Consider the following 24,757-nt stretch of genomic DNA (forward strand, 5'->3'; position numbering starts at 1 on the left):
TAAAAAAGTGTTGATACATCGACCTGTTTCCGTGCTGTGCTAAACCGGCAATCGTTTTTCTTCTTTTAGCAGCGAATAAAATTGCCTGACTATGCCGTATGCATAGCAGGCAGCGATTTTTTCCAGGAACTGGACAAAGTCCACCGGCGAGTCTTGATTTGCGTTATCTGAAATCGTGCGCACAATTGCAAACGGGACGCCAAATTCAAAGCAAACCTGCGCTACTGCCGCACCCTCCATTTCAACCGCCAGTACATCTGCCAGGTTGTTATTAATTTGATCCAACCCGATAGCGGTAGAGATGAACTGGTCGCCACTGGCGATCAAACCTTGGTGCACAACAGGTCTATCGATATAAAACTCCTGCCTGCATTGCTCGGTTATTTTTGCCGCGAAGTCTTCATTGATAAATTGACGGGCAGCTTTTGACATCAGGTTTGATAACTGCTTGTCGGAAAAGAAATGCGACAAGCCAGTCAATGGCACTTCAAAGCGGGGGAACAGTGGCGATGCATCCATATCGTGTTGCACCAATTGGTTGGCTACCACGATGTCGCCAATACGAACCTTTCTAGCAGCTGCTCCTGCGACGCCGGTGAAGATGATATGGGTTACCCCGAAGCGCTCAATCAAAGTCGCTGTGGTTGCGGCTACGGCCACTTTGCCGATTCGTGATAGTACACATACGCTTTCAATTCCCCATAAGTAGCCGCTGACGTAATCACGCATGCCGCGCTGAATCGTAATCACATCCTGCATCTGCTCTACTAATCCGGCCTGTTCTTCATGTAATGCACTAATAACACCTATCTTGATCTTTTGATTTTTCATGGGTTGTTTACTCATCATTGATCAAGAGGGCTTTGTTTTTTACAGAGGCTTTTGACTTTGTTTTTTGGCATTTTGAGGTTTCGATGGTGTTTCTGGTTTTAACTTAATTGTTTATATATATGTTTAGTAGTAATAGTTAACACAGGCTGTTTTCTGTGGATAACCGTATAAGTGAGTTTGAAATCAAGAACTTGGGAATAGGATAAACCCTGCATAAACGGTGTATCCGGCATGAATAGATTCTGCATAAAAAAAATGCAGTACCTTTCCACAAGATTATCCACAAGCTATCCACTTGTTTAACAGAGGCTTATCCACAGAGGTTTTAGCCATTTTGATGAGCTCATCATGGTAGTCTTGCTGCGTATATCTCTTGTTAATGTGGACTGAAAAGTCCTATTTTTGAAAGAATAGCGATGACCCATTCTTTGACTCCGAGGATTCAGCATTATATCAATGGCCGTTTGGCCGAAACGGCAGGTGGCAGCCAGCAAGCCGTGTTTAATCCCGCGACAGGTGAGGTCAGCGCCCAGGTCGTATTGGCCAGTGATACAGACGTACAGACGGTTGTTGCCGCCGCTAAAGCGGCTGCGCCCGCGTGGGCAGATACTGCACCGCTGAAACGCGCCCGCATTCTATTCAAGTTCAAGGATTTGCTGGAAAAGCATCATGATGACCTTGCTGCGGCGATTACGCGTGAGCACGGCAAAGTGTTTTCCGATGCGAAAGGTGAAGTTACACGCGGTATCGAAATCGTCGAATTTGCATGTGGCGTGCCTCAGCTGCTGAAAACACAGTTCACCGACAATATCGGTGGTGGTATCGATAACTGGAATTTGCGCCAGCCGCTAGGCGTCACGGTAGGAATCACACCGTTCAACTTCCCGTTCATGGTACCGATGTGGATGGCACCGGTTGCACTCGCAACGGGTAATGCTTTCATTTTGAAACCTTCTGAGCGCGATCCATCACCATCCTTGATGGTTGCCGACCTCTTAAAGCAGGCAGGGCTTCCTGATGGCGTTTTCAATGTATTGCAAGGCGATAGGCATGCAGTTGATGGTTTGCTGCAGCATCCGGATGTGAGGGCTGTTTCTTTTGTCGGTTCTACACCGATAGCCGAACATATTTATACGATCGGAGCTGCCCGCAAAGGACCGTATCCCTTGCGCGTTCAGGCGCTGGGTGGCGCAAAAAATCATTTGGTGGTCATGCCTGATGCCAACCTTGAACAGGCGGTCGATGCCTTGATAGGCGCGGCATATGGTTCGGCAGGCGAGCGTTGCATGGCAATCTCGGTCGCTGTTGCTGTTGGCGGTATTGCAGATAAATTGGTTGATGCCTTGATCCCGCGCGTGAAATCGCTGAAGGTAAGAAACGGCACGGACGCTGATGCGGAAATGGGGCCGGTGGTGAGCGCAGCGCACAAGGCAAAAATTGAAGGTTACATAGCTGCCGGCGTTCAAGCTGGTGCCAAGTTATTGGTAGATGGCCGTGGTTTGATGGTAGATGGACACAGTAATGGATTTTTTCTCGGAGGATGTCTGTTCGATCGTGTAACACCGGAGATGACCATTTATCAGGAAGAGATTTTTGGCCCGGTTTTATGCGTAGTGCGTGTACCTGATTTTGCGGCTGCAGTGGAATTGATCAATGCGCATGAGTTTGGCAACGGGGTAGCTTTGTTCACCTCTGATGGAAATACGGCGCGCGAATTTTCCCGTAGGGTTGAAGTCGGCATGATTGGTATCAACGTGCCGATTCCGGTTCCTATGGCCTGGCATTCTTTTGGCGGCTGGAAAAGATCGATGTTCGGAGACACTCATGCTTATGGCGAAGAAGGCATCAAGTTTTACACACGCTATAAATCCATCATGCAGCGCTGGCCTGAATCGATATCCAAAGGGGCGGAATTCACCATGCCAACCAGTAAGTAGTTTCGCCAGGGAGTCTGTCAGTCGACTGTAAGTACGATGGGCGATGATGGGGTTCGCTCGATGCAGCATCATCGCCTACAAAAAATAACTAATAACGATAGAGACAATGGCCGAATCCGCAGGAAAGTACGACTACATCATAGTTGGGGCAGGGACCGCCGGTTGTGTATTAGCCAACCGATTGACGCAAGATCCGAATATCTCCGTTTTACTATTGGAGGCTGGGGCCAAGGATGATTATGGCTGGGTGCATATTCCCATCGGCTTCCTTCACACTACTGACAATCCGCGCACGGATTGGCAATATCGTACCGAGCCCGAATCCGGCTTGAACGGGCGCAGTCTGCTTTACCCAAGTGGAAAAATCCTGGGTGGCTCTTCATCCATTAGCGGAATGATTTATCAGCGCGGGCAAGCTCAGGATTATGATCGCTGGGCGGAATTAACGGGCGATGACAGTTGGCGCTGGGATCAGGTTTTGCCATTGTTCAAGAAGTCTGAAGATTATTCAGAAGGCGGCAATGCATTCCACGGAACGGGCGGTGACTGGCATGTTGAGAAGCAGACCTTGCGCTGGGATATCCTTGATGCGTTCCGCGATGCGGCGGAGCAAAACGGCATTCCAAAGATAGATGATTTCAATCGTGGCGATGGAATAGAAGGTTGCGGCTATTTCGATATTAATCAAAAAGCCGGTTTGCGTATGAATACGGCGAAGGCTTTCTTGCGGACTATCACGCGACGCGGCAATCTGGATATCATGACGGGTTCACAGGTAACGCGCCTGATCATTCAGCAAACAGAGCAGGGCAATGTTTGTACTGGAGTGGAGTTTGTGGGAGGAGGTCGTGCATGGACTGCCGACGTTTCACGTGAAACAGTTTTGGCGGCAGGGACATTCGGGTCGCCCCAAATACTTCAACGATCCGGCATAGGTCCACTTGCCTTGTTGCAGAGGGTAGGCATCACACCAATACAAGATGCGCCAGGTGTGGGTGAGAATTTGCAGGATCATCTGCAACTCAAGATGGTTTTCAAGACGAGCCAGTCTCAATCCTTGAATAGTCAGACAAGAGGTTTGCTGGGCAAGGCCTCATTAGGGTTGCAATATCTGCTGAAGAAAAAAGGGCCTTTGACTACAGTGCCTTCGCCTGTCGGTGCAATGGTAAGGTCCGATCCTGTACAGTCAAGTCCCAACCTTTTCTATCAAGTGCAGCCGTGGTCACAGGATGCTGCCGGCACGCCGCTGCATGCTTTTGCCGCTTTTACGGTAAGTGTGGCCAACCTGAAGCCCACGTCCAGGGGCAGTATTCAGATCAAGTCGACTGATGCGACAGTACCGCCTACGATTAAAAGCAATTATTTAAGTACGCCGGAAGACCAGGAGATGGCGAAGGTGGCGATACAGTTGACGCAAAAAATAGTATCCGCCCCGGCATTGCGGCCTTATGCGCTGGAGACTATGCAAGTCGATGACAATCTGTCGCACTTGGCGGGAGAGCTGGCCTTTGCGGGAACAAATCCGGTCGGGACCTGCAAAATGGGTAGGGCTGATGACGCTTCGGCGGTCGTGGATAGTGAGCTTCGCGTGCGAGGAGTTGCTGGCCTACGGGTGGTAGATGCCTCCATCATGCCGACGATTCCTGCTGGCGATACGAGCGCAAGCACAATCATGATCGCGGAGAGGGCGGCGATGCTGATGCGCGCCGGAAGATAAGCGCTAGTTCGCCAATATTGCAGCGGTTAATTTAAGTAATTGATGGCGCAAGCCGCGTGTGCTTGCGCTGCAGTTTGCCGCGAACTACAGGAACGAATTGGAGTTTCGAGGTGGAGTTTCGAATTGCAGTTTAATACGCAAGCATGACCGACTACGTAATTCTTTCTGCCGCCGCTTTCTTGGCCGGGATGGTAGATGCCGTGGTCGGTGGCGGAGGTTTGATCCAGATTCCCGCCCTGTTCTCGGCCTTGCCCAATACCGCACCCGCCACCCTTTTAGGTACCAGTAAATTTGCCGGGATCTGGGGTACCGGTGCCGCAGCGCTCGGCTTTGCCAGGCGCGTAAAGCTGCAGTGGAGCACCGCTGTCCCTGCCGCAACGGCTGCATTTGCCTTGTCTTTTGTCGGTGCTTATACCGTCACGCACATTCCTCCCGATTTTATCCGCAAGCTTTTACCTTTTATCTTGTTGGCGGTTGCCGTCTATACCTACAGCAAAAAAGACTTCGGCAGTATTCATGCTCCGCTCAATGTGGGCAGCAAGGAAAAGCTGTTCGCCATTCTGGTAGGTGGCAGCATCGGTTTTTATGACGGATTCTTTGGTCCGGGCACAGGCAGTTTTCTTGTATTCCTGTTCGTGCGTTTCTTTGGCTTTGATTTTCTCGGCGCGTCTGCCGTTGCCAAGGTGGTGAATGTCGCCTGCAACCTGTCCGCTTTGCTATGGTTCGGCTACAGCGGGCATTTGCTGTGGCAGCTCGGCGCAGTGATGGCAATATGCAATGTCCTAGGTTCACTAATAGGTATTCGACTGGCGTTGAAACATGGAACAGGTTTTGTTCGCAAACTCTTCCTGCTGGTTGTATCGGGATTGATACTGAAGACCGGTTGCGATGCGTTCATCGCGTGAAGACCAAGGCCGATTGTTTCACGTGAAACAAAAAACCTGCTAATTCAAAGGTAAAACAGGGTTACGGCGAAATAATCGCAAAAAGACTTTATAATCTCGCCTCTGCTTACCGTCTCATCGAGGCGCATTATGATCTTTCCTACCAAATTTGATGTCATTGTTGTCGGCGGCGGTCACGCCGGGACTGAGGCTGCGCTCGCTTCTGCGCGCATGGGTCAATCGACGCTTCTGCTTTCGCATAATATAGAAACGCTGGGGCAAATGTCCTGCAACCCGTCCATAGGCGGTATCGGCAAAGGCCATCTGGTCAAGGAAGTTGATGCGATGGGCGGTGCGATGGCGATTGCCACTGACGAAGCCGGCATTCAATTCCGTATCCTGAATTCATCGAAAGGTCCGGCCGTACGTGCAACGCGCGCGCAAGCCGACCGTATTCTGTACAAGCAAGCAATTCGTTCGCGCCTGGAAAATCAGCCGAACTTGTGGTTGTTCCAGCAGGCTGTAGATGACTTGCTGGTAGAGGGTGATCGCGTAGTCGGTGCGGTGACGCAAGCCGGTATCCAGTTCCGCGCCCGGGCGGTAGTGCTGACGGCAGGGACTTTCCTGGACGGAAAAATCCATATCGGCATGAATAACTATTCGGCGGGTAGGGCAGGTGATCCACCGGCGATTTCGCTGTCGGCGCGTCTGAAAGAATTGAAGTTGCCGCAAGGCCGTTTGAAAACCGGTACGCCGCCACGCATAGATGGTCGTTCCATCGATTTCTCCGTGATGCAGGAACAACCTGGCGACCTGGATCCGATACCCGTGTTTTCCGTGATGGGCTCGGTGGCCATGCACCCCAAGCAGATGCCATGCTGGATCACGCACACCAATGAAAAGACTCACGATCTGATCCGTGGCGGACTCGATCGCAGCCCGATGTACACCGGCGTGATCGAAGGGGTGGGCCCGCGTTACTGCCCGTCTATCGAAGACAAGATACACCGCTTTGCCGGCAAGGAGTCGCATCAGATTTTCCTCGAGCCGGAAGGCTTGACTACCAACGAATACTATCCAAACGGCATTTCGACCAGTTTGCCCTTCGACGTGCAGCTGGCGCTGGTGCAATCGATGCGCGGCCTAGAGCATGCGCACATCTTGCGTCCTGGTTATGCAATCGAATATGACTACTTTGACCCGCGCGGCTTGAAGGCTTCGCTGGAAACCAAGGTGATCCAGGGTCTGTTTTTCGCCGGCCAGATTAACGGCACCACAGGTTACGAAGAAGCAGCAGCGCAAGGTATGTTGGCCGGTATCAATGCCGCTTTGCAAACGCAAGAGCGTGATGCATGGACGCCGCGTCGTGACGAAGCCTACCTTGGCGTGCTGGTCGATGACCTCATTACCAAAGGCGTGCTGGAACCGTACCGGATGTTTACCAGCCGTGCCGAATACCGTTTGAGCCTGCGCGAAGACAATGCGGATATGCGCCTGACCGAGATCGGGCGTCAGCTCGGTTGCGTCGGCGACGCTCAATGGGCGATGTTTGAAACCAAGCGCGAAGCAGTTGCGCGCGAGCTGGAACGCCTGCGCTCGACCTGGGTCAGCCCACGAATTTTGGCAGAGGCAGAAGCTGAGCGTGTTTTGGGCAAAGGCATAGAGCGTGAGTATGCACTTGCAGACCTATTGCGCCGCCCGAACGTCAGCTATGAAACCTTGATGAGTTTGAAGGGTGTCGAGGGCCAGGATCTGGGCGGTCCGGGCGTAGCCGAACCGGCAGTACGCGAACAGGTGGAGATCCAATTGAAGTACGCCGGTTACATCGACAGGCAGGCAAAAGAAGTCGAGCGCCACGATCATTACGAAAACCTGAAGCTGCCCCCGGAGTTCGATTACATGGCGGTCAAAGGGCTGTCTATCGAAGTGCGCCAGAAGCTGACCAAGCAAAGGCCGGAAACCCTGGGCCAGGCATCACGCATTTCAGGCGTCACGCCCGCCGCGATTTCCTTGATGCTGGTGCATTTGAAAAAAGGCGGCTTCAAGGAATTCGCGGCCGTGCCACCAATGACCGAAGCTGCCGCATGAAGAGTTTTGATCGTGTAGTGTTGACGGCCATCCTGGCTGATGGTGCAAAGGCTTTGTCGCTGCAGTTAAGCGATGCGCAAATCGCCAGGCTGATAGATTATCTGGCCTTGATGTCCAAATGGAACTCGGTCTATAACCTGACCGCCGTGCGCGATCCGGTGCAGATGGTAACGCAACATTTGCTGGACTCTCTGGCGGCTGTTTCGGCCTTCGACGGTGCCGGGCATGTCTTGGACGTCGGTGCCGGCGGTGGGTTGCCGGGCATCGTACTGGCGATCTGGGCGGCGGAAGCGCAACCGGAGATGCGCGTGTCCATGATAGATACCGTGCACAAGAAAACCGCATTCCTGACGCAGGTCAAAGCCGAATTGGGCCTGACAAATGTCAGCGTATTTACGGCACGCGTAGAGCAGTGGGACGCGCCGCAGAAATTCGATGTGATCACATCGCGTGCATTTGCAGAGTTAAGTGACTTTGTAAATTGGTCTGGTCATTTGCTGGCCGAAGGCGGTGAATTCATCGCCTTGAAGGGCGTCTCACCCGATGCGGAAGTGGCACAGTTGCCCGCTGGCTGGAAGGTAAGAGAAGTGCGCGCCTTGCACGTCCCGACACTGCAAGCCGAGCGTCATTTGATTTTCATAGAAAGGGCCGGGTCTTGAAAAAACTTTTTGTTCTTGCTGCTGTGGCCGTTGCCGGTTTCAGTAATCCCGCGTGGTCGCAACAAGTACGTACGGTTGCTCAGGTGGATCTGGCGCGTTATGTCGGGACCTGGTATGAGATTGCGCGCTTTCCGAATCGTTTTCAAAAGGATTGTGCTGCGAACGTGACAGCGCAATACAACAAGCGTGCGGATGGCGATATCGATGTCATCAATCGTTGTAAAGAAGCCGATGGCAGAATTGATCAGGCTAGCGGTATAGCGCGTGTTGAGAACCCTCAAACGAATGCAAAATTGAAAGTCAGTTTCGCACCGGACTGGTTGAACTGGGTACCGTTTATCTGGGGAGATTACTGGATCATCGATCTGGCACCGGATTATTCTCTGGCCGCAGTGGGCGATCCGTCGCGTGATTATCTGTGGGTATTGTCGCGTACGCCGAGCATTGCCGATGCCGATTATGAAGCCTTGGTGAACCGGGTGACTGCGCAAGGCTTTGATACAGCCAAGCTGGTAAAAACCGTGCAGGAAAAAGCAGCAAAGTAAGGGGAGTGTTGTGTCAGTTGTTTGTCGCTGCTGTTATGCAATGCGGTGACCGGGGCTGGTGTTTTTGCGATGGACCGTTGCATCAAATTGACCACTAACTAAAACGAGAATATGGCAAAAATATTTTGCGTCGCCAATCAAAAAGGCGGCGTCGGTAAAACCACTACCGCAGTCAATCTGGCAGCAGGTCTGGCACAACTGAATCAGCGCGTACTGCTGGTGGATCTGGATCCGCAAGGCAATGCGACGATGGGCGCAGGCATCAACAAGGCCGAGTTAAAGTCGTCGATTTATGAAGTACTGCTCGGCATGGCTGATGTGAACACGGCACGCGTGACATCGGAAGCGGGCAAGTTCGATGTACTGCCGGCGAACCGTGAGCTGGCGGGTGCAGAAGTTGAAATGGTTGAGCTAGACAATCGCGAAAAGCGTTTGAAGGATGCGTTGGCCGTGGTCGATGCCGAATACGACTTCATGCTGATCGATTGTCCGCCGGCCTTGTCCATGCTCACCTTGAACGGCTTGTGTGCCGCCCATGGCGTGATTATCCCGATGCAATGTGAATACTACGCACTGGAAGGTTTGTCCGACCTGGTCAATACGATCAAGAAGGTGCATGCAAAATTGAATACGGATTTGAAGATCATCGGCTTGCTGCGCGTGATGTTCGATCCACGCATGACTTTGTCGCAGCAAGTGTCGGCGCAGCTGGAACAGCATTTCGGCGACAAGGTATTCAAAACCATCATCCCGCGCAATGTACGGTTGGCGGAAGCGCCATCGTATGGCATGCCGGGCATTAATTTCGATCCGGCGTCGAAGGGTGCGCAAGCGTATCTGGCTTTCGGCGCGGAAATGGTTGAGCGCATCAAGGCGCTATAACACTTTGCGGAGAAGAGGGCGCTTTTCGCCACTTCGCTAATCAATCGATGTGAGTCAGGAATTATGGTCACGAAAAAACAAAAAGGTTTGGGTCGCGGTCTGGACGCATTGCTGGGCGGTGCAACGGATTTCAATGAAGCGATTGCAGCCATTCCCGGCGCACCGTCGGTATTGCAAATTACCGACATGCAGGCCGGCAAGTATCAGCCGCGCACACGCATGGACGAAGGCGCATTGAATGAACTGGCCGCATCGATCAAGGCGCAAGGCTTGTTGCAAGCGATCCTGGTGCGACCCATTGCATCCGGCAATGGCAAGCCGCGTTACGAAATCATCGCCGGCGAACGTCGTTTCCGCGCCGCGCAACTTGCCGGTCTGACCGAAGTGCCGGTGCTGGTCAAGGAAGTCGACGACGAAGCCACCGCCGCGATGGCGCTGATTGAAAATATCCAGCGCGAAGATTTGAATCCGCTGGAAGAAGCGCAAGGCATACATCGCTTGATCGCCGACTTCAATTTCACACATGAGCAGGCGGCGACGGCAGTTGGCCGTTCGCGCAGTGCGGTTTCCAATCTGCTGCGTTTGCTGAATCTGGCCAAGCCGGTGCAAACCATGCTGATGGCCGGCGATATCGACATGGGTCATGCACGTGCCCTGCTGGCGGTGGATAGCGCGACGCAAATCAATCTGGCGAATCAAGTTGTCGCCAAACGCATGTCGGTACGCGAAGCTGAAAAATTGGTTGTGCGTTCCACGCTGGAGCAATCGAGTGGTGGCAAGCCGCGGGCCAACGGCAAGGAAAAATCACGCGATATCACGCGTCTGGAAGAAGAACTGTCGGATGCATTGGCAACCCAGGTGGTGATCAAGCTGGGCGCAAAAAACAAAGGGCAGTTGATCATCGATTTTGCGGATCTGGATGCGCTCGACGGCATACTTTCCAAATTACGCGAAACCTCGTGAGCAAGCAGTAAGAGAAAAGCAAGTAAAGCAGGGTGCAATGTCAGAGATATCATCCGGCCTGTCTTCAGGTGCGTACCGCAAACAGTCCACTGAACCCGCTACGATCCTGATCTTGCCCGGCTTGGGCAATTCAGGCGCAGTCCACTGGCAAACGCGATGGGAAGCAATCCTGCCGAATGTCGTGCGGGTGCAACAGCACGACTGGGATGCGCCGCAGCGCAGGGTATGGGTTGAGGCGCTGAATACTTTGTTGTTACATATAGAAGGCCCGGTTATTCTGGTCGCACACAGTCTGGGTTGCGCGCTGGTTGCCTGGTGGGCGCTGGAATACGGGCATGCATTGCATGCAAAGAAAATCACTGGCGCCCTGCTGGTCGCACCGGCCGATGTAGAACAAGTCGATTTCCCAGTTGCCGCTAGCGGGTTTGCCCCGATGCCGAGCCTGCGTCTGCCATTCAAAGCGACGGTCGTCGCTTCCTCGGACGATCCATGGTGCGCGCTGCCAAAAGCACAATCTTTTGCCACGAACTGGCATGCGCAATTCATTTCGCTAGGGGCTTGCGGTCACATCAATGCGCAGAGCAATCTGGGCGACTGGCCGCGAGGCCGTGAATATCTGATGGCGTTGGCATAAGGCAAATATTTGCGATGCGGGATCGGCGATGGTCATTGAACTGTCATCAAGACACGGATTTTTTCCGACGCAAACGTTTGACGGTACACAAGGAAAGCCCTTATAATCCCGTGGCTTCATGGAACGCACGACTTAATTCACTCCGGCCCGTATGGCTAGATCGAAAGATCGCCACAAGGCTGCATCATTTGGACCCAGTATGCTGCCCGTCGTCCTCTTGCAACTCGCGACTACGGTAATTGCCAGCATAATTGCCGGTTTGATCGCTGGGATGCCTGCGCTGTATTCGGCGCTGTTAGGTGGGTTGTGCTGCGTGGTGCCGAATGGTCTCTTTGCGCTACGTTTATTTTCCGCTGCGCAAAAATCCGAGTCTGTTAATCCGATGACTTTTTTCATCGGTGAATTTATCAAGATTGCATTGACGATTGCTCTGTTAGGGGCGGTGGTCTGGTTGTACCGCGATTTGAATTTGCTGGCGCTGGTCGCCGCGTTCATCGTGGCGCTAAAAAGTTACATCATCTTATTATTTAGGCACTGACATGGCGACTGAAATGGCTACTGCAGGGGCGGCGCATCACGCAGCACCAACCGCTTCCGAATATATCGTCCACCATCTGGGTCATTTTTCGACCAAGCATCAGGACAAGATCGTCGATTTTTCGATTATCAATATGGACACGATTTTCTGGTCCATCTTTGCTGGCGTTGTCGGCAGCCTGTTCATGTATCTCGCAGCACGCAAGGCAACTTCCGGCGTTCCTGGTCGTTTCCAGGCAGCAGTTGAAATGATCGTCGAAATGGTCGACAACCAGGCTAAATCGATTGTTCATGGAGATCGCAGCTTCATCGCACCATTGGCACTGACCGTATTTGTCTGGGTTGCGTTGATGAACTCGCTGGATTTCTTGCCAGTTGATATGTTCTCGGCCATTTTCAGCGCGCTGGGCGTTGAGCACATTTTCCCGTATCACCGCGTGGTTCCAACCGCCGATTTGAACGGCACCATGGGCATCGCGCTTGGCGTCTTTGCACTGATGATTTTCTACAACATCAAAATCAAAGGTGCTGGCGGCTTCGTTCATGAACTGTTCGCGGCACCGTTTGGTATCTGGCTCGCACCGTTCAACTTGCTGTTGAACATCATTGAATTTGCTGCGAAAACTGTCTCCCTCGCGATGCGGTTGTTCGGCAACATGTTCGCCGGCGAATTGCTGTTCTTGTTGATTGCATTGCTGGGTTCGACCGCCACCGCGTTCGGTTTCTTCGGCCATGTACTGGCGGGTACTGTGTGGGCAATCTTCCACATCCTGATCGTCTTCTTGCAAGCGTTCATTTTCATGATGCTGACACTGGTGTATATCGGTCAGGCTCACGAATCGCATTGATGGTGTAAGTACTGGATTCTGTAATAAAGCTTTTGGATTTTGATTTAACTTTTTGTATTAATTTTTGTATTAACTTAACTTTGAAGGAATTGTCATGACTGATCTCTCATTTGTAGCGCTGGCTTGTGGTTTGATTATTGGTCTGGGCGCAATCGGCGCTTGTATCGGTATCGCTATCATGGGTGGCAAATACCTTGAGGCTTCTGCTCGTCAACCAGAATTGATGAACACATTGCAAACCAAAATGTTCCTGTTGGCTGGTCTGATCGATGCTGCGTTCCTGATCGGTGTTGGTATCGCTATGTTGTTCGCATTCGCTAACCCGTTCATCGCTAAGTAATTCGGTCGTTGACCGTTTCACGCTGAAGACATTTTCGGCATACGTTACTTAGAGAAGGAATTACCATGAACTTAAATGCAACTTTGATTGCGCAGTTCGTGGTCTTCTTCATCCTGGCAGCTTTCACGATGAAATTCGTGTGGCCACCACTGATGAATGCGCTCGATGAGCGCGCCAAGAAGATCGCGGACGGTTTGGCAGCTGCCGAACGTGGCAAGTCTGATCTGGCAGCCGCTGAAAAGCGCGCCCAGGCAGAACTGACATCTGCGCAAGAAGCAGGTCAAAAGCGTATCGGCGATGCCGAGAAGCGCGGCCAAAGCATTATTGATGAAGCCAAGAAAACAGCTGCTGAAGAAGCTGCGCGTATCATCGCGACAGCCAAAGCGGATGCTGATCAGCAAGCAACCCAGGTTCGCGAAGCATTGCGTGACCAGGTCGCCATCCTTGCAGTTAAAGGTGCTGAGCAAATTCTGAAGCGTGAAGTCAATGCTGCAGTCCACGCCGATCTGTTGTCCCAACTGAAAGCCGAGCTGTAATCATGGCTGAATTCGCAACGATTGCCCGTCCTTACGCTGAAGCTCTGTTCCGTGTGGCGAAAGCCGCTGATTTGAATGGCTGGTCTGAACTGGTTTCCGAAATGTCTCAGGTTGCTGCGAATCCCGATGTGTATGCATTGGCGCACAACCCGAAGATCTCGGATGACGTTATCAGCAGTGCATTCATCTCGGCGCTTAAATCGCCGGTTGGCGCTGAAGCGAAAAACTTCATCAACATGCTGGTGCAAAACGACCGCCTGACGCTGTTGCCGGAAATCGCGACACAGTTTCACGCATTGAAAAATGCGCAAGAAGGCGCCGCTGATGCAGAAATCGTCAGCGCGTTTGAATTGTCGGCAGCACAGTTGACCGAGCTGGTCGCTACGCTGGAAAAGAAATTCGGCCGCAAGCTTAACCCGACCGTCGCTGTTGATAGCGCACTGATCGGTGGCGTGCGTGTCGTTGTCGGTGATGAAGTGCTCGACACCTCGGTGCGCGCGAAACTGCAACAGATGCAAGTTGCGTTGACTGCGTAATCGTCGCCCGGGCCTAGCCTAAGCTACAGAGAAAAATTTTAGGAGTTTATATGCAACTCAACCCGTCTGAAATCAGCGAACTGATCAAGAGCCGTATTCAAGGTCTTGGCGACACCGCTGAGATTCGCAATCAAGGCACGGTCATTTCCGTGTCCGACGGTATCTGCCGCATTCACGGTCTGTCCGACGTTATGCAAGGCGAGATGCTGGAATTCCCAGGCAATACTTTCGGCCTCGCGCTGAACCTGGAACGTGATTCCGTCGGCGCCGTTATTCTGGGCGAATACGAGCACATCTCGGAAGGCGACACGGTTAAATGTACCGGTCGTATTCTGGAAGTGCCTATCGGTCCTGAACTGCGCGGTCGCGTCGTTAATGCTCTCGGTCAACCGATCGACGGCAAAGGTCCTATCAACACCAAGTTGACAGCACCTATCGAAAAAATCGCACCAGGCGTTATTGCACGTCAATCCGTTGATCAACCGATGCAAACCGGTATCAAGGCGATTGATGCGATGGTACCTATCGGCCGCGGTCAACGCGAACTGATCATTGGCGATCGTCAAACCGGTAAAACCGCTGTTGCGATCGATGCCATCATCAATCAAAAAGGTCAAAATGTAACGTGTATCTACGTTGCTATCGGCCAAAAAGCATCGTCTGTTAAAAACATCGTTCGTTCGCTCGAAGCGCACGGCGCGATGGAATACACGATCGTGGTCGCCGCTACGGCGTCGGAATCCGCTGCGATGCAATTCGTATCAGCTTACTCCGGTTGCACCATGGGCGAATACTTCCGCGATCGCGGTGAAGATGCGCTGATCGTGTATGACGATTTGTCGAAACAAGCTGTTGCATACCGTCAAGTGTCGCTGCTGTTGCGCCGCCCACCAGGCCGCGAAGCGTACCCTGGCGACGTGTTCTACCTGCACAGCCGTTTGCTCGAACGCGCAGCACGCGTCAATGTCGATTACGTCGAAGCTTTCACCAAAGGTGAAGTTAAGGGCAAAACCGGTTCGTTGACAGCTCTGCCTATCATCGAAACACAAGCTGGCGACGTTTCTGCATTCGTTCCAACCAACGTAATTTCGATTACCGACGGTCAGATCTTCCTGGAAACATCGTTGTTCAACTCGGGCGTCCGTCCAGCAATTAACGCTGGTATCTCGGTATCGCGCGTTGGTGGTGCAGCTCAAACCAAAGTCATCAAAGGCCTGTCCGGCGGTATCCGTACCGATCTGGCGCAGTACCGTGAATTGGCTGCGTTTGCTCAGTTCGCTTCGGATCTGGATGCTTCGACACGCAAGCAACTCGACCGCGGTGCACGTGTAACCGAATTGTTGAAACAAGCTCAGTACGCACCTTTGTCGATTTCGTTGATGGCGGTTTCGCTGTTTGCGGTCAACAAAGGTTACTTCGATGATCTCGAAGTCAAACGTGTACTCGCATTCGAAGCAGGTCTGCACGGTTTCATGAAGTCCAGCCACGCAGCATTGCTGCAAAAAATCGAAGACACCAAGAAGCTCGAGAAAGACGACGAAGCTGCATTGGCTGCCGCGATTGCTGATTTCAAAAAATCGTTCTGATTCCGGGGCTATAAGGAGTAATAACTCATGGCTTCAGGCAAAGAGATACGTGGCAAGATCAAGAGCGTAGAAAATACGAAGAAGATCACCAAGGCGATGGAAATGGTCGCCGCATCCAAAATGCGTAAAGCGCAAGACCGGATGCGTGCGGCTCGTCCATACAGCGACAAGATTCGTAATATCGCTGCCAACCTGTCGCAAGCCAATCCGGAATACACGCATCCGTTTCTGGTGAAGTCGGATGTGTCGAAAACGGTTGGTTTCATCATCGTAACGACGGACAAGGGTTTGTGTGGCGGTATGAACACGAACTCCCTGCGTATCGTGACGACCAAGTTGCGCGAACTTGAAGCGCAAGGCAAGAAAGTCGAAACCGTTGCGATTGGCAATAAAGGTTTGGGTTTCCTGAATCGTATCGGCGCGCGTGTCGTGTCGCATGCGGTGCAAATCGGCGACACCCCACACCTGGAAAAGCTGATTGGCCCGGTCAAGGTGATGCTCGATGCGTATCAAGAAGGCAAGCTGGACGCGGTGTATGTCGTGTACACCAAGTTCATCAACACGATGAAGCAAGAGCCGATGATGGAGCAGTTGCTGCCATTGGCTGCTGATGCGTTGAAGGCAGATGCAGATTCGCTGGCATGGGATTACATCTACGAGCCAGATGCGCAAACCGTGATTGATGAATTGCTGGTGCGTTACGTTGAAGCGCTGATTTTCCAAGCTGTAGCAGAAAACCTCGCGTCCGAGCAATCGGCTCGCATGGTGGCGATGAAATCGGCAAGCGACAATGCAGGTAGCGTGATTGGCGAACTGAAACTGGTCTATAACAAGACGCGTCAGGCAGCGATTACGAAAGAACTTTCCGAGATCGTCGCCGGTGCGGCTGCGGTTTAATTCGATTGCGGGGCAACGCAAGTTGTCCCCAACAACCAGATTTTAAATTTTATATATTGAAGGAACGAAAATGGCTGATGGCAAAATCGTTCAGTGTATCGGCGCGGTGGTGGACGTTGAATTTCCCCGCAATGCGATGCCTAAGATTTACGATGCCTTGAAGATGGCAGGCTCCGAACTGACGCTGGAAGTTCAGCAACAGTTGGGTGACGGTATTGTTCGTACCATTGCGCTCGGTACATCCGACGGTTTGCGTCGCGGCATGATCATTCAAAACACTGGTCATCCAATCACGGTGCCAGTCGGTACGGCTACTCTTGGCCGCATCATGGACGTGTTGGGTAACCCGATCGACGAATGCGGTCCTGTGAGCCAAGAGCGCACAGCATCGATTCACCGCAAAGCGCCTGCGTACGACGAACTGTCGCCATCGCAAGATTTGCTGGAAACAGGCATCAAGGTTATTGACTTGGTTTGCCCGTTCGCAAAAGGCGGTAAAGTCGGTTTGTTCGGTGGTGCTGGTGTCGGTAAGACAGTCAACATGATGGAACTGATTAACAACATCGCTAAAGCACACAGCGGCTTGTCCGTGTTTGCTGGTGTTGGTGAACGTACTCGTGAAGGTAATGACTTCTACCACGAGATGGCTGATGCGAAAGTTGTTGATCTGGAAAACCCAGCCAACTCCAAAGTAGCGATGGTCTACGGTCAAATGAATGAACCACCAGGTAACCGTCTGCGCGTTGCGTTGACCGGTTTGACGATGGCCGAAGCATTCCGTGACGAAGGTAAAGACGTGTTGTTCTTCGTCGATAACATCTATCGTTTCACACTGGCTGGTACCGAAGTCTCCGCTCTGTTGGGTCGTATGCCTTCCGCTGTGGGTTATCAACCTACGCTGGCTGAAGAAATGGGCCGTCTGCAAGAACGTATTACATCTACAAAAACCGGTTCGATCACATCGATCCAGGCCGTCTATGTTCCAGCGGATGATTTGACCGATCCATCACCAGCAACCACCTTTGCTCACTTGGATTCCACCGTTGTTCTGTCGCGTGACATCGCATCGCTGGGTATCTACCCTGCGGTTGATCCACTCGATTCGACATCGCGTCAATTGGATCCGCTCGTCGTTGGTCAAGATCACTACGACACAGCGCGCGCTGTTCAAGGTACCTTGCAACGCTACAAAGAATTGCGCGACATTATCGCGATTCTGGGTATGGACGAGTTGGCACCAGAAGACAAATTGCTGGTCGCACGTGCACGTAAGATGCAACGTTTCCTGTCGCAACCGTTCCACGTTGCTGAAGTATTTACCGGCGCGCCAGGTAAATACGTTTCGCTGAAAGATACGATCAATGGTTTCAAAATGATCGCATCCGGCGAACTCGATCACCTGCCAGAACAAGCGTTCTACATGGTAGGCACCATCGAAGAAGCAATCGAAAAAGCGAAGAAACTCAACTAATCATTGAGCAGCTTGCGCAGCGCCGGACTCACCCCCGGCACTACGCAAGCAAACGTTTTTGTATCGGTCTTTGGACGAAGAAATAAGGTTCTAACATGGCACACACAATGCGCGTAGAGGTAGTCTCCGCCGAAGAAGAAATCTTCTCCGGTGAAGCAGAGTTTGTCGCGCTGCCGGGCGAATCGGGCGAACTCGGTATTTTGCCGGGCCACACGCCATTGATCACACGCATCCGACCAGGTGCGGTACGCATCAAGATTGCTGGCCAGGCTGAAGACGAATTCGTCTTTGTAGCAGGCGGCATTCTGGAAGTGCAACCACACGGCGTGACGGTTCTGGCCGACACCGCAATTCGCGGTGCCGATCTGGATGAAGCCAAGGCAGCAGAAGCGAAACGATTGGCCGAAGAAGCACTGGTCAATAAAGAATCGAAAATCGACTACGCACAAGCTCAAGCCGAGTTGGCTTCCGCAATTGCACAGTTGGCGGCGATTCAACGGTTGCGTCACAAGCGCTAATCGCGAATTCCCGCATACAATGAAGGGCAGCTTAGGCTGCCCTTCTTGTTTTTGGAAAAGAAATCATGAATCAAGATCCGCAAACCATCGTCAAAATGCTGTCGGAATCGCGCGTTATCGCCGTCGTTGGCTTGTCGCCGAAATCCGATCGGCCCAGCCATGAAGTCGCCGCCTATTTGCAGCGTCATGGTTATCGTATTATTCCGGTCAATCCCGCCTGTGCGGGCACACACATACTGGGCGAACACTGCTATGCCACGCTGACGCTGGCTGCTGCGGCCTTGGCAGAACAGCAGACGCGAATTGACCTGGTCGATATTTTTCGCAAATCCGAACTGGTAGCACCAATCGTTGATGAAGCGATCGCCATCAGGGCCAGAGGGATATGGCTGCAAATTGGCGTGATCAATGAAGCCGCAACCGATAAGGCGCGTGCGGCCGGCTTGGATGTGGTGGCAGATCGCTGCACAAAAATTGATCACGCAATCTGGCGGGCTCAACAAGACCAACGAGGATAATCATGGCCAGTGTCCTGCAACTATTCCGCGCCGCAAAAAAGCTAAAGATAGCCGACGCAGCCGCGGCCGAAAAACCGCTTTCCAGCGGCGACAAGACGCAGGATAAATTGCAGATCGACGAGCTGGCAGCATGGATCGCCGAGTCGCAGGATATTTTGTATGCACAGCATAAGCACAAGATATTGATCGTACTGCAAGGAATGGATACCTCCGGCAAGGACGGTACCGTGCGTGGCGTGTTTGGCAAAATCGATCCTTTGGGCGTACACAGCGTTGCCTTCAAGGCACCGACGCCGGCCGAGAAAGATCGCGACTTCCTGTGGCGCGTGCATCAGCAGGTGCCGGGCAAGGGCGAGCTCACCATTTTCAATCGCAGTCATTATGAAGATGTATTGATTACGCGCGTGCACGACTGGATAGATGACAAGGAATGTGCGCGACGCTACGAGCATATACGCGGCTTTGAAAAGATGCTGGCGGAAACCGGTACCGTCGTACTCAAATTTTTTCTGCATATCTCCAGCGATGAACAGAAGAAGCGACTGGAACAACGCATTGCTGATCCGGACAAACACTGGAAGTTCGATCCCAATGATCTGGAAGAACGAAAATACTGGAGCGATTACCAGCGCCTGTATGCAAAAGCGATAGATGAAACTGATGCCGATCACGCGCCTTGGTATGTGATTCCGGCCGACTCAAAAACGCAGCGCAATCTGGCGATTGCCACTATCGTGGTCGAAACACTGCAAAACTTGAAGCTCGCTTATCCGCCTGCAAATCCTGATTATTCAAAGTTGAAAGTGGTGTAATGAAGGCAAGGACAAGTGTTCCCATCGTCCTTGCCTGCTCTCGCTTTCTTTATCGAGCCCACCGTTCGAGTGTTGACGTCAATCCGGCGCCGACTTAGCCGCGGCTTGTTTGGGTCAATTCGTTGTTCAATACAGCGACGACATCCGTCATCGAATACGGCTTGGCCAGCAAGCGCACGTCCGGTAAGTTAATGCGACGCTCAGAATAGCCGGTAGCCAGCACGATACGGGTAGTGGGGAAGCGCTCGCGAACAATATTCGCCAGATCGATGCCGCTGATGCCGCCCGGCATGACGATGTCCGAGAACACTACATCGAACGTCTGTCCTGATTCCAGCAACAGCAAGGCATCCTTGCCGCTTTGCGCAACCTGGATGTCCAGTCCTGCTGCGGTTAAGGCCGACGTGACAGTTTCGCGCACCAGTGGATCGTCCTCGACGAACAGCACCTTGCCGCTGGATTGTTGAAATGGAAGGCTATTGGTGGCAAGTTGCGGCAAGGTGGTTGCCCTGTTGCTGCGCGGCAGAAAAAACACGATCGTTGTGCCGGCGCCCGATTCGCTATGCAGGGTCAATGTGCCGCCGCTTTGCTTAGCAAAACCGTACGCCTGCGGCAAGCCCATGCCTGCACCTTCACCGACGTTCTTGGTGGTGAAGAAAGGGTCCAGTGCGCGCGCTGCGACCTCTTCACTCATGCCTATGCCGGTATCGGTCAGGTTGATGCGCACATATTCGCCTGCCGGCAACTCGTTGCCGGCAGTGTCGATGATCTCATTGCGCGCTTCCAATGTGATTGCACCACCATTCGGCATCGCATCACGTGCATTCATGACCAGATTGAGCAATGCAAGTTCCAGCTGCAAAGGATCCACGGTTATGCTCCACAGATCGTCATGCACAACCAGCTTGAATTCAATATTGCTAGGCAAGGCACCGGTCAGCAAAGGAACGGCCAACTGCAAATGTTTGCTGACATCCAGCGTTTCCAGGCGCGCATCTTGCACGCGTCCGAAAGCCATCAACTGCCGGCTTAATTCGACGCCGCGTTTGACGGCGCGCAGGCAGGCTTGCAACAGCGATTTTTCGCGATCTGTGGAGGCGGACATCAAGCATACTTGCAAGCCGCTGGTCAGCGTTTGCAGCACATTATTGAAATCGTGCGCAATGCCTCCGGTCAAACGTCCCAATGCTTCCAGCTTTTGCCCTTGCAACAGCGCACGTTGCGAGCGTTCAGCAATAGAAACGGCCTCGGCGACGCGACGCTCCAAATTTTCTCTGCTGGCTTTCAGCTCATGGCTGGCTTGCATCATTGCGTGACTGACCGCGTCGAACTCGGCTATGCCTGATTGCATAGGTGTGAGCAACTCCCCTTTGCCGAGCGCCTGTGCCGAGTGCAGCAATTTCTCCACAGATGTTGCCGTGTTGCGCGCCACCGCGAGCGCGGCGATCACCGCGACGCCCAATAAGAGCAGTGACAACAATCCTATGTAGGCAACCGCACGCGTAGCGGTTTGTTGCAATTCTTTATGCGGTACGCTGACCACAAAACGCAATTCCGAATTGGGTGCGCGACTAAAGAAGGCAAAGACCGGTTCGCCGCTGAGCGCTACACCGTCGTTGAACCCCTCGCTACTTTCTTCCATCTTCTTTTTAATATTTTCAGACGCTTTTTTTCCGACAAAATTTTCCGCATCCTTATTGCGCGCGACCACGACCGAATTGCGATCAACGATGGTGCCTATCCAGCTACCTGGCAATTCCTGTTCATTGAAGACGCGCTGCAGCTGGCTGACAAACAGGCTCATTTCCAGATAATAAATAAGCGTGCCGCCGCGTTTGACCGGTATCTGGATTGAAATACTGGATTGCTTGCCTACCGGTGCGAAATACATGTTGGACACCACCGTCGCGTCAGGCCCATAGTGCGCGCGCAATTCAGCAATACCCGCAGGAGATGGCTGTATGGATGTTCCTTGCGGCAAGCGCGTATTCAGCAATACCTTGCCACTGACGTCGCGCAGTGCGATCGAAGTTTCAATGGTGGGAGCCAGGCGTTTTGCCTGCAGGTAGAAATCGTCGAGATCCGCTGCATCCAGCGCGGTAGAAGTTGCCAATGTTTGCAGAATGGCCTCGCGCTTGGCGATCTCTTTGTCGACCACCAGCGCCAAAGCGTGAGCCACTTCGCGCATGCTTTGCCGATGCGTTTGTTGCGACTCTGAATAAATATAGATCATGCCGACGCCAGCGGTCATGAACGCGGGAATTAGAACGGCAAGGACCAGAATTAATAGGCGAGAGCGAATGGGCATCAGTGGCGGAATTTAGATCATTTGAACCTGCGCAGCAGAAGGATTTTTACTGATGGCAACGGAAGTAAAGATACTATGAAAGCGAGCTTTCGTAGAACAAATCCCTCTGTTTGACATTTAAGTAACGATGATGAGCCGTCGACCCTTGGCGCTACGGTAACTTTAGAAGCAACAGTTTTATGATATTGGTTTGACTTTATAAAAACGAATCATTATCATCTGCATTCCCCGGCTCGTGACGAGCCAAACGCCAGCCAAATGCCAGCCATCTAATACACCCTCCGCGAGGGTCGTGCCGACTGCAGATTAGCCAGTGCACATATTCTACTTTTAGGAATACAGATGGCTCATATTAAAAGCCGCAAGCACCCGATTGCGCGCCGTTTGAATTGTTCAGCAGCGGTTGCGCTCGCAGTGATGGCTTTGCCAGGCACCGTGTATGCACAACAGGTAACACAAACATTGCCGGAAATTGAAGTGCAAGGTACCACGAACAGTTTCAAGGCGGATGCAGTTTCATCACCCAAATTTACTCAGCCGCTACTTAATACGACGCAAACTATTACAGTTATCAAGAAAGAACTGGTTCAGCAGCAGGGCGGTACAACCTTGACGGAAGCATTACGCAATACGCCAGGTGTGGGTACCTTCTCACTGGGCGAAAATGGCAATACCAACACAGGTGATGCGATTTACATGCGAGGCTTCGATACCTCGAGTTCAATTTTTGTGGACGGTATTCGTGATTTGGGTTCCATCTCGCGGGATGTATTTAATATCGATCAAATCGAAGTAACCAAGGGCCCTGCCGGTGCCGACACAGGCCGCGGTGCGCCGACGGGCTCGATCAATTTGTCGACAAAACAGCCGACCATGAAAGAGGCTTACTCGGGAACGATCGGTCTCGGTACTGACGACTACAAACGCGTAACCGCTGATTTGAACAAGCCACTTAATCTGGAAGGCGGCGCTGCTTTCCGAGTGAATCTAATGAAAGAAGATTCAGGTGTCGCCGGTCGCGATGTAGTGAAAAGCGATCGCGAAGGTATCGCTGCTGCGTTTGCATTCGGTTTGCAAACAAACACACGCACATACCTCAACTATTTGCATATAGACCAGAGCAACATTCCCGATGGTGGCGTGCCTACGGTTGGTTTGCCTGGCTATAGCAGCCCGGCCCGATTGGCCAATCCGACCGCGACTCCAGCGGTGACAGCGATTGCTGCACGGCCCTTTTTAAACACGGCACCAAGAGTAAATTCCAGTAATTTCTACGGCACTACTGCGGATTATGATGACGTAAAGGCAGACATGTTCACTGTGCGCGTGGAGCACGATATTTCCGCTAACGCCAAACTGCAAAACACTACGCGTTACGGCAAGACATCCGAGCATTATTTGCTGACAGGATTCATGAGCGATGCCCCGGGCTTGAAAACGCCAAATCCAGCGGATCGCTCAAGCTGGGCAGTGGCTCGCAGTAGCCAAATGAAAGACCAGGAAAATGAAATCTGGTCCAATCAGACTAATTTAACTTTGAAATTCGATACCGGTTCAATCAAACACTCTATTGCAACAGGTGTTGAGTTAACGCGAGAAAAGCAAAACACCCGCGGGTATGATGGTTTGGGGACTTTGGCGGACGCGAATCTTTATAATCCGAATCCGAATGTACTCAGAACAGGTTACAACCCGTTTCGCAACGGCGCAGATACCTCCGGCCAGACGGATACGGCATCCATATATTTATTCGACACGCTTGAGTTAAATCCACAATGGCAAATCAATGGCGGCGTTCGGGTGGATCGTTACGAGACTGATTACAGCAGCGCAGTAATTGGCACTGCCAGAAACGGTTTTCCGATTGGCCTATTGCATAAGATGTCTGATGAAAATAAATCGGGGACATTGATCAATTGGAAGTTGGGTGCGCTTTACAAGCCAACAGAAAACAGTAGTCTGTATGCAGCGTATGCGACGTCTAAACAACCTCCAGGTGGTGCTAATTTTCAGCTGAATTCAACATCGACTACAGCGACCAATCCTAACTTCGATCCGCAAGAAACGAAGACGACTGAGATTGGTGGCAAGTGGGATGTCATCGATAACAAGTTGGCATTAACCGCTGCTGTGTACCGCACGATTGTTAGCAATGAGGTCGAAGGAAATGCCACCGACGGCTTCTTTCAAACCGGTAAGAAGCGGGTGCAGGGTATAGAACTGGGCGTGGTTGGCGACATCACTTCGCTCTGGTCAATCAGCGCCGGTTACACAACGATGGATACGGATGTTGTAAGTGGCGCTGTAGTGAATGCAGATGGTTCCACGGCGCTCAGCTATACGCCAAAACAGGCTTTTACAGCATGGACTACCTACAAGCTTCCAGCAGGCTTCTCCGTTAGTGGCGGCGCGCGCTTTCTGGGTAAGCTGAAAAAACCTACGGATGGCGCGATAGGTACGCCAGCTTCTGTTGATTCTTACTGGGTCTATGATGCTGCTGCCACATACACCATCAGCAAGAATATCGATCTACAATTAAATCTGTATAACTTGACCGACAAAGATTACGTTGCATCCATTAACAAAAGTGGCTATCGATATACGCCGGGAACTGCGCGGTCGGCCAGACTCTCAGCTAATATCAAGTTCTGATAAAGACTGTTGCAATGAAGCCCCTTCATGTCAGAAGGGGCTTTTTTAATTGAGGAAA

At 52.2% G+C, this 24,757-nt stretch carries 23 protein-coding genes; 21 read left to right on the top strand and 2 right to left on the bottom strand.

The window, feature by feature from the left end; translation table 11 throughout:
* Window positions 1-39: 39 nt before the first annotated feature.
* Entirely contained in the window at window positions 40-831 is a 792-nt protein-coding gene (locus ACFQO0_RS06775) for a 5'-methylthioadenosine/adenosylhomocysteine nucleosidase (protein WP_382233257.1), read from the bottom strand.
* 416 nt (window positions 832-1,247) lie between these two features.
* On the opposite strand from ACFQO0_RS06775, the gene ACFQO0_RS06780 reads away from it, so the two are divergent.
* From ACFQO0_RS06780 to ACFQO0_RS06875, 20 genes are all read left to right on the top strand, one after another.
* The gene (locus ACFQO0_RS06780) at window positions 1,248-2,768 is read left to right on the top strand and encodes a CoA-acylating methylmalonate-semialdehyde dehydrogenase (RefSeq protein WP_382233258.1); all 1,521 of its coding nucleotides are present in this window, start codon (window positions 1,248-1,250) and stop codon (window positions 2,766-2,768) included.
* 106 nt (window positions 2,769-2,874) lie between these two features.
* Window positions 2,875-4,485, top strand: coding sequence for a GMC family oxidoreductase (locus ACFQO0_RS06785; protein ID WP_382233259.1), 1,611 nt, complete (start codon window positions 2,875-2,877; stop codon window positions 4,483-4,485).
* A 143-nt stretch (window positions 4,486-4,628) separates the two neighbouring features.
* A complete protein-coding gene (locus ACFQO0_RS06790) occupies window positions 4,629-5,390 on the top strand; it encodes a TSUP family transporter (RefSeq protein ID WP_382233260.1) in 762 nt (253 codons plus the stop codon).
* Between the two features lie 129 nt (window positions 5,391-5,519).
* Window positions 5,520-7,457 carry a tRNA uridine-5-carboxymethylaminomethyl(34) synthesis enzyme MnmG gene (mnmG, locus tag ACFQO0_RS06795; RefSeq protein WP_382233261.1) on the top strand — a complete coding sequence of 646 codons (1,938 nt, stop codon included), beginning with the start codon at window positions 5,520-5,522 and terminating at the stop codon, window positions 7,455-7,457.
* The gene (gene rsmG / locus ACFQO0_RS06800) at window positions 7,454-8,116 is read left to right on the top strand and encodes a 16S rRNA (guanine(527)-N(7))-methyltransferase RsmG (protein WP_382233262.1); all 663 of its coding nucleotides are present in this window, start codon (window positions 7,454-7,456) and stop codon (window positions 8,114-8,116) included. The genes mnmG and rsmG overlap by 4 nt, the downstream gene beginning before the upstream one ends.
* Complete coding sequence (locus ACFQO0_RS06805; RefSeq protein WP_382233263.1) at window positions 8,113-8,661, top strand: lipocalin family protein; 549 nt, start codon at window positions 8,113-8,115, stop codon at window positions 8,659-8,661. The genes rsmG and ACFQO0_RS06805 overlap by 4 nt, the downstream gene beginning before the upstream one ends.
* A gap of 111 nt (window positions 8,662-8,772) precedes the next feature.
* The gene (locus tag ACFQO0_RS06810; RefSeq protein ID WP_382233264.1) at window positions 8,773-9,543 is read left to right on the top strand and encodes a ParA family protein; all 771 of its coding nucleotides are present in this window, start codon (window positions 8,773-8,775) and stop codon (window positions 9,541-9,543) included.
* 63 nt (window positions 9,544-9,606) lie between these two features.
* The gene (locus ACFQO0_RS06815; RefSeq protein WP_382233265.1) at window positions 9,607-10,506 is read left to right on the top strand and encodes a ParB/RepB/Spo0J family partition protein; all 900 of its coding nucleotides are present in this window, start codon (window positions 9,607-9,609) and stop codon (window positions 10,504-10,506) included.
* Between the two features lie 37 nt (window positions 10,507-10,543).
* Complete coding sequence (locus tag ACFQO0_RS06820) at window positions 10,544-11,140, top strand: RBBP9/YdeN family alpha/beta hydrolase (RefSeq protein ID WP_382233266.1); 597 nt, start codon at window positions 10,544-10,546, stop codon at window positions 11,138-11,140.
* A 199-nt stretch (window positions 11,141-11,339) separates the two neighbouring features.
* Window positions 11,340-11,678, top strand: a complete 339-nt coding sequence (locus ACFQO0_RS06825; protein WP_382233267.1) for an ATP synthase subunit I — start codon at window positions 11,340-11,342, stop codon at window positions 11,676-11,678.
* Between the two features lie 13 nt (window positions 11,679-11,691).
* A complete protein-coding gene (atpB, locus tag ACFQO0_RS06830) occupies window positions 11,692-12,525 on the top strand; it encodes a F0F1 ATP synthase subunit A (RefSeq protein ID WP_382233268.1) in 834 nt (277 codons plus the stop codon).
* 94 nt (window positions 12,526-12,619) lie between these two features.
* A complete protein-coding gene (gene atpE, locus ACFQO0_RS06835; protein WP_011872763.1) occupies window positions 12,620-12,865 on the top strand; it encodes a F0F1 ATP synthase subunit C in 246 nt (81 codons plus the stop codon).
* A gap of 65 nt (window positions 12,866-12,930) precedes the next feature.
* Window positions 12,931-13,401 carry a F0F1 ATP synthase subunit B gene (locus ACFQO0_RS06840; protein WP_382233269.1) on the top strand — a complete coding sequence of 157 codons (471 nt, stop codon included), beginning with the start codon at window positions 12,931-12,933 and terminating at the stop codon, window positions 13,399-13,401.
* Between the two features lie 2 nt (window positions 13,402-13,403).
* Window positions 13,404-13,937 (top strand): F0F1 ATP synthase subunit delta, encoded by a 534-nt coding sequence (locus ACFQO0_RS06845; protein ID WP_382233270.1) that lies wholly within the window; start codon window positions 13,404-13,406, stop codon window positions 13,935-13,937.
* A 50-nt stretch (window positions 13,938-13,987) separates the two neighbouring features.
* Window positions 13,988-15,523, top strand: coding sequence for a F0F1 ATP synthase subunit alpha (atpA, locus tag ACFQO0_RS06850; protein ID WP_382233271.1), 1,536 nt, complete (start codon window positions 13,988-13,990; stop codon window positions 15,521-15,523).
* Between the two features lie 27 nt (window positions 15,524-15,550).
* Window positions 15,551-16,420 carry a F0F1 ATP synthase subunit gamma gene (gene atpG / locus ACFQO0_RS06855; RefSeq protein ID WP_382233272.1) on the top strand — a complete coding sequence of 290 codons (870 nt, stop codon included), beginning with the start codon at window positions 15,551-15,553 and terminating at the stop codon, window positions 16,418-16,420.
* A gap of 70 nt (window positions 16,421-16,490) precedes the next feature.
* Window positions 16,491-17,891 carry a F0F1 ATP synthase subunit beta gene (gene atpD, locus ACFQO0_RS06860; protein ID WP_382233273.1) on the top strand — a complete coding sequence of 467 codons (1,401 nt, stop codon included), beginning with the start codon at window positions 16,491-16,493 and terminating at the stop codon, window positions 17,889-17,891.
* Window positions 17,892-17,986: 95 nt separating this feature from the next.
* On the top strand, window positions 17,987-18,409 hold the full coding sequence (locus ACFQO0_RS06865; protein WP_382233274.1) for a F0F1 ATP synthase subunit epsilon: 423 nt from the start codon (window positions 17,987-17,989) through the stop codon (window positions 18,407-18,409).
* A 65-nt stretch (window positions 18,410-18,474) separates the two neighbouring features.
* Complete coding sequence (locus tag ACFQO0_RS06870; protein WP_382233275.1) at window positions 18,475-18,927, top strand: CoA-binding protein; 453 nt, start codon at window positions 18,475-18,477, stop codon at window positions 18,925-18,927.
* Between the two features lie 2 nt (window positions 18,928-18,929).
* Window positions 18,930-19,739 carry a PPK2 family polyphosphate kinase gene (locus tag ACFQO0_RS06875; RefSeq protein WP_382233276.1) on the top strand — a complete coding sequence of 270 codons (810 nt, stop codon included), beginning with the start codon at window positions 18,930-18,932 and terminating at the stop codon, window positions 19,737-19,739.
* Window positions 19,740-19,833: 94 nt separating this feature from the next.
* Here ACFQO0_RS06875 and ACFQO0_RS06880 read toward each other — a convergent pair whose 3' ends face one another.
* Window positions 19,834-22,047 (bottom strand): hybrid sensor histidine kinase/response regulator, encoded by a 2,214-nt coding sequence (locus ACFQO0_RS06880; RefSeq protein WP_382233277.1) that lies wholly within the window; start codon window positions 22,045-22,047, stop codon window positions 19,834-19,836.
* A gap of 342 nt (window positions 22,048-22,389) precedes the next feature.
* On the opposite strand from ACFQO0_RS06880, the gene ACFQO0_RS06885 reads away from it, so the two are divergent.
* Complete coding sequence (locus tag ACFQO0_RS06885) at window positions 22,390-24,699, top strand: catecholate siderophore receptor Fiu (RefSeq protein ID WP_382233278.1); 2,310 nt, start codon at window positions 22,390-22,392, stop codon at window positions 24,697-24,699.
* Window positions 24,700-24,757: the final 58 nt, after the last annotated feature.

This window comes from Herminiimonas aquatilis, assembly GCF_042665175.1.
In the GTDB taxonomy this organism is placed as follows: Bacteria; Pseudomonadota; Gammaproteobacteria; order Burkholderiales; family Burkholderiaceae_D; genus Oxalicibacterium; species Oxalicibacterium aquatilis.

Bases quoted from the DNA above. Each gene is read 5' to 3' on its own strand.
- ACFQO0_RS06885 (WP_382233278.1), top strand. From the start codon at position 22,390: ATGGCTCATATTAAAAGCCGCAAGCACCCGATTGCGCGCCGTTTGAAT.
- atpA (WP_382233271.1), top strand. From the start codon at position 13,988: ATGCAACTCAACCCGTCTGAAATCAGCGAACTGATCAAGAGCCGTATT.
- ACFQO0_RS06875 (WP_382233276.1), top strand. From the start codon at position 18,930: ATGGCCAGTGTCCTGCAACTATTCCGCGCCGCAAAAAAGCTAAAGATA.
- ACFQO0_RS06845 (WP_382233270.1), top strand. From the start codon at position 13,404: ATGGCTGAATTCGCAACGATTGCCCGTCCTTACGCTGAAGCTCTGTTC.
- atpG (WP_382233272.1), top strand. From the start codon at position 15,551: ATGGCTTCAGGCAAAGAGATACGTGGCAAGATCAAGAGCGTAGAAAAT.
- rsmG (WP_382233262.1), top strand. From the start codon at position 7,454: ATGAAGAGTTTTGATCGTGTAGTGTTGACGGCCATCCTGGCTGATGGT.
- ACFQO0_RS06780 (WP_382233258.1), top strand. From the start codon at position 1,248: ATGACCCATTCTTTGACTCCGAGGATTCAGCATTATATCAATGGCCGT.
- atpB (WP_382233268.1), top strand. From the start codon at position 11,692: ATGGCTACTGCAGGGGCGGCGCATCACGCAGCACCAACCGCTTCCGAA.
- ACFQO0_RS06825 (WP_382233267.1), top strand. From the start codon at position 11,340: ATGCTGCCCGTCGTCCTCTTGCAACTCGCGACTACGGTAATTGCCAGC.
- atpD (WP_382233273.1), top strand. From the start codon at position 16,491: ATGGCTGATGGCAAAATCGTTCAGTGTATCGGCGCGGTGGTGGACGTT.
- atpE (WP_011872763.1), top strand. From the start codon at position 12,620: ATGACTGATCTCTCATTTGTAGCGCTGGCTTGTGGTTTGATTATTGGT.
- ACFQO0_RS06775 (WP_382233257.1), bottom strand. From the start codon at position 831: ATGAAAAATCAAAAGATCAAGATAGGTGTTATTAGTGCATTACATGAA.
- mnmG (WP_382233261.1), top strand. From the start codon at position 5,520: ATGATCTTTCCTACCAAATTTGATGTCATTGTTGTCGGCGGCGGTCAC.
- ACFQO0_RS06810 (WP_382233264.1), top strand. From the start codon at position 8,773: ATGGCAAAAATATTTTGCGTCGCCAATCAAAAAGGCGGCGTCGGTAAA.
- ACFQO0_RS06815 (WP_382233265.1), top strand. From the start codon at position 9,607: ATGGTCACGAAAAAACAAAAAGGTTTGGGTCGCGGTCTGGACGCATTG.
- ACFQO0_RS06880 (WP_382233277.1), bottom strand. From the start codon at position 22,047: ATGCCCATTCGCTCTCGCCTATTAATTCTGGTCCTTGCCGTTCTAATT.
- ACFQO0_RS06865 (WP_382233274.1), top strand. From the start codon at position 17,987: ATGGCACACACAATGCGCGTAGAGGTAGTCTCCGCCGAAGAAGAAATC.
- ACFQO0_RS06820 (WP_382233266.1), top strand. From the start codon at position 10,544: ATGTCAGAGATATCATCCGGCCTGTCTTCAGGTGCGTACCGCAAACAG.
- ACFQO0_RS06785 (WP_382233259.1), top strand. From the start codon at position 2,875: ATGGCCGAATCCGCAGGAAAGTACGACTACATCATAGTTGGGGCAGGG.
- ACFQO0_RS06840 (WP_382233269.1), top strand. From the start codon at position 12,931: ATGAACTTAAATGCAACTTTGATTGCGCAGTTCGTGGTCTTCTTCATC.
- ACFQO0_RS06790 (WP_382233260.1), top strand. From the start codon at position 4,629: ATGACCGACTACGTAATTCTTTCTGCCGCCGCTTTCTTGGCCGGGATG.
- ACFQO0_RS06870 (WP_382233275.1), top strand. From the start codon at position 18,475: ATGAATCAAGATCCGCAAACCATCGTCAAAATGCTGTCGGAATCGCGC.